Genomic DNA, 4,429 nt, shown 5'->3' on the forward strand with positions numbered 1-4,429 from the left:
GTGTTTGGAGGCAATGCCGGTGGCGGTGGAGGCGGTCGGAACCCGGCCGATATAGCGCGGGCGATTGGCCTTCACGTCTTCCAGCTTGGTGAGCACATACTCGATATTGGGCTCGACAAAGGTCCAGTAGCCCATATTGCGCGGCTCTTCCTGGCACCAGACCACTTCGGCGTTCGGGAAGCGGGCCAGCTCAGCCAGCAGCGCCTTGTAGGGGAAGGGATAGAGCTGTTCGACACGCAGCAGGTAGATGTCGTCCAGGCCCAGCTCCTCGCGGCGCTCAAGCAGGTCATAATAGACCTTGCCGGTACACATCACGACACGGCGGATATTCTCGTCCGGCTGCAGCTTGATCGTTGTGTGCGAGATCTCGCCCTCGGCTGCCTTGCCCTGGTCGGCATCATCCCACAGCACACGGTGGAAGGAGGAACCCGGCCCCAGCGCTGCCAGCGTTGAGACACAACGCTTGTGTCGCAGCAGGGATTTGGGCGTCATGATCACCAGCGGCTTGCGGAAATTACGGTGAATCTGACGGCGCAGGATGTGGAAGTAATTGGCCGGGGTCGAGCAGTTGGCGACCTGCATATTGTCTTCCGCACACAGCTGCAGGAAGCGCTCGGGGCGGGCCGAGGAGTGCTCGGGCCCCTGGCCCTCATAGCCATGCGGCAACAGCATCACCAGACCGGACATGCGCAGCCATTTGCGCTCACCGGAGGAGATGAACTGGTCGATGATGACCTGGGCGCCATTGGTGAAATCACCAAACTGGGCTTCCCACATCACCAGCGTGTTAGGGGCCGACAGCGAGAAACCGTATTCAAACCCGAGCACCGCCTCTTCCGACAGCATGGAGTCGATGACTTCATACTTCTTCTGGTCGGCGGAGAGATTGTTAAGCGGCGTGTAACGCTCTTCGGTCTGCTGATCGATGATGTGCGAGTGGCGCTGCGAGAACGTGCCGCGGCCACAATCCTGTCCGGACAGGCGCACCGGAAAGCCCTCGGTTACAAGCGTCCCGAAAGCGAGATGCTCGGCCGTGGCCCAGTCAATATTCTCGCCGGTCTCGATCATCTTGCGGCGGGCACCGATGACGCGATTGAGGGTGCGGTGGATATTCACGCCCTCGGGGATCTCGGTCATCGCCATGCCGACAGATTTCAGGCTCTCCATCGAAGCAGAGGTCTCGCCGCGGCGGTCATCGCCCTCGGGCAGACCCAGGCCCGACCAGCGGCCATCGAGCCAGTCAGCGCTTTCCGGCTCGAAGCCCTTGCCGGTCTCGAACTCATTGTCGAGATAGGTGTCGAACTCGTTTTCCAGCGCTTCGACCTCGGCCGCACTGAGCACGCCTTCGGCAATCAGGCGATCCTGGTATTGCTTCTTCACCGGCGCCAGATCCTTGATCACGCGATACATGATCGGCTGGGTGAAGGTCGGATCATCGCCCTCATTGTGGCCGTAGCGGCGGTAGCAGAACATGTCGATGACGACGTCCTTGCCGAACAGTTGGCGGTATTCCGTGGCGATCTTGGTGGCGTGAACCACAGCTTCCGGATCATCCCCGTTCACGTGGAAGATCGGCGCCTGCACCATCAGAGCAACGTCTGACGGATAGGGGCTGGAGCGGCTGTCCTTGGGATCGGTGGTGAAGCCGATCTGGTTGTTGACGATGAAGTGGATCGCCCCGCCGGTACGGTGACCGCGCAGACCGGACAGGCCCAGGCCTTCGGTGACAATACCCTGACCAGCAAAGGCCGCATCACCGTGCAGCAGCAGCGGCAGCACATTCATGCGCGGCGTACCGGGTTCCTTGCGGCAATTCTCTTCCTGCTTGGCCCGCGCCTTGCCCAAGACGACCGGGTTTACAGCCTCGAGGTGGGAGGGATTGGCAGTCAGCGAAAGGTGGACGGTATTGCCGTCGAACTCACGGTCAGAGGAGGCGCCGAGATGGTATTTCACATCGCCGGAACCAAACTCGTCTTCGCCCTGCGTATTACCGCCGAGAAATTCGTGGAAGATCTGGTGATAGGGCTTGCCCATCACGGCGGCGAGCACATTCAGACGGCCGCGGTGCGGCATGCCGATAATGATGTCTTCGACGCCCATGGCGCCGCCGCGCTTGATGATCTGCTCCAGCGCCGGAACCATGGATTCAGCGCCATCAGCGCCGAAACGCTTGGTACCGGGATAGCGCTTGTGCAGGAATTGCTCGAAGCGCTCGGTCTCGATCAGCTTCTTCAGGATGGCGATCTTGCCTTCCTTGGTGAAGCGGATGTCCTTGTCCGGCCCCTCGAAGCGCTCCTGCAGCCAGGATTTCTCCGCCGGGTTGGAGATGTGCATGAACTCCACACCGACCGGACCGCAATAGGTCCGGCGCAGGATGTCCAGCATTTGCCGCGGCGTCGCGGTCTCGAGGCCGAGATAGCCGTCGATGAAGACCTCCTCGTCCATCGCGGTGCCATTGAAGCCATAGGTCGCCGGATCAAGCTCGGGCTGCGGGCCGAACGTGGAAATGCCGAGCGGGTCGAGCTGAGCCGCCAGGTGACCGCGCATGCGATAGGCGCGGATCATCATGATGGCGCGGATCGAGGCGCGGGTCGCATCGCGCACATCCTCAGCCGTGGCGCCCGGCTTCTTGGTTTCGACATGGGCCGCAACCTTGTCCACCATGGCGCCTTCATCCGGGCCGATATCGCCCAAGGCAGACACCAGCTCGCCATTGGCGGCAGGCGGCCATCCGGCGCGCTTCCAGCTCGGACCATCGGCGGCGCGAGCGGCATCAGCCGCCGGGTCACCCATGGAAGCAAAGAAGCTGCGCCAGCCTTCGGGCACCGAGGACGGGTCCTTGGCGTAGGCTGCCGCGAGCTGTTCGACATAGAGCGCATTGGCGCCCTGCAGGAAGGAGGTATCCAGGAAAGCCTGGTTGGTATCGGAGCGATTTTGGTCAGACATTGGGGGGAGGGCCTGAGTCAGGAGTGTGTCTGGAGCAACGGCCTAAGCCGGAATGGTTAAAAATGATCTAGGCCCCTTTCATGACTAACAGAAGGGAAGAGCGCGGGTCTGCTGACAAGAGGGTGACAGAATGGCCTTGCCTACTTGCGGACAAATACTATATACAATCTCTAGGTGATTTATCGTTGCATGCACACGCGCCTGAACTTTAGCGTTGCTGCAAGCCAATTCGCCGAGATAGATCGCGCAGGTATTTTTATGTCATTTGGATCGACACAAATTGCTAGGCACCTGCTAGAGCTTGCCAAGCTTGAGGGTCGGTCATTGACCCCACTTGAGCTTATCAAGCTGACCTATCTTGCTCACGGGTGGTCGCTCGGACTCAGGGATGAACCCCTAGTGGCTGATAGCGCGGAAGCTTGGCAATACGGGCCAGTATTTCCAGACCTATATCACGCTCTTAAAAAATACCGAGCATCGTCGGTCACTGAAGTTCCAGCAGCTCCGATTGAGGAATTGCTTGATGGTGAGTTGAGCGATGATGACAAAGATCTAATCGGCTCTGTCTTTGAGGCGTACAAAGGGCTGAGTGGCGTGCAGCTTTCAGCGCTGACACACCAACCGAACACACCTTGGGATCAAGCTTGGAAAATCCCTGGCAGGAATACAACGATCAAAGACGAAGCCATTAAGGCACATTTCAAAGAGCTGGCAGGATCGTAATCCGTGCCGCCCAGCAACTACAAAATCCCCGCTCAGCGGCCGCCTTTGAATGCAGCCGAAGATCGCAAAGCTGAACGAGAACAAGCTGCAATGGCTCTTGGCCTCGAACTGAACGCTCGGCGCACAATGCGGGAGCTTTCACGTAGTGAGAACCAAGAAGCAACGCACAATGTAATTGGGCATGTCGTCCGCTGGTCTATTTTAATAGCGTTTGGATGGGTTGTTATCGCAACCTCTGTTCTTTTCTTTCACTACCTGTCTCCAGGGAGTTGGCTTTCACCTGAGCAAATTGGTTCGCTCCAGGATCTACTGCTGACCGGCGGGGTCGGAGCAGGCCTAGGTCAACTCATCAAGACTCATATGGGCAGCACCAACGCTGACTAAAAAAACCGCGCCCCGGTTGCCCGGAGCGCGGCTTGTCTGGTTGGGTCGGCTCAAAGCCTAGCCCTTGAGCACGTCCGCCAGGGTCGTGCCGAGGCGAGCCGGGGACGGCGAGACGGTGATGCCCGCCGCTTCCATGGCTGCGATCTTATCTTCAGCGCCGCCCTTGCCGCCGGAGACGATGGCACCGGCATGGCCCATGGTGCGGCCCGGAGGTGCGGTACGACCGGCGATGAAGCCGACGGTCGGCTTCTTGCGGCCCTTCTTGGCTTCATCAGCCAGGAATTGCGCGGCGTCTTCCTCGGCAGAACCACCGATCTCACCGATCATGATGATCGACTTGGTCTCGTCATCGGCGAGGAATTTCTCCAGCACGTCG

The 4,429-nt window shown here is 59.6% G+C and carries 3 protein-coding genes and 1 pseudogene; 2 read left to right on the forward strand and 2 right to left on the reverse strand.

Features of this window, described 5'->3' with window-relative positions:
* The coding region (locus Q1V57_RS00920) for a 2-oxoglutarate dehydrogenase E1 component (RefSeq protein ID WP_300526943.1) at positions 1–2,946 on the reverse strand (2,946 nt) is incomplete at its 3' end.
* Positions 2,947–3,135: 189 nt separating this feature from the next.
* On the opposite strand from Q1V57_RS00920, the gene Q1V57_RS00925 reads away from it, so the two are divergent.
* Both Q1V57_RS00925 and Q1V57_RS00930 read left to right on the forward strand, forming a co-directional pair.
* Positions 3,136–3,669: a type II toxin-antitoxin system antitoxin SocA domain-containing protein gene (locus Q1V57_RS00925; protein WP_300526944.1), complete on the forward strand. Its 534-nt coding sequence runs from the start codon at positions 3,136–3,138 to the stop codon at positions 3,667–3,669.
* A gap of 3 nt (positions 3,670–3,672) precedes the next feature.
* Complete coding sequence (locus Q1V57_RS00930; protein WP_300526945.1) at positions 3,673–4,053, forward strand: hypothetical protein; 381 nt, start codon at positions 3,673–3,675, stop codon at positions 4,051–4,053.
* 57 nt (positions 4,054–4,110) lie between these two features.
* Here Q1V57_RS00930 and Q1V57_RS00935 read toward each other — a convergent pair.
* Positions 4,111–4,429, reverse strand: a pseudogene (locus Q1V57_RS00935) (succinate--CoA ligase subunit alpha); the annotation flags it as partial.

This window comes from Maricaulis sp. (assembly GCF_030149425.1).
Classification (GTDB): Bacteria; Pseudomonadota; Alphaproteobacteria; order Caulobacterales; family Maricaulaceae; genus Maricaulis.

Excerpts from the sequence above, each read along its gene's own strand:
- Q1V57_RS00925 (WP_300526944.1), top strand. The coding sequence starts at position 3,136 with ATGCACACGCGCCTGAACTTTAGCGTTGCTGCAAGCCAATTCGCCGAG.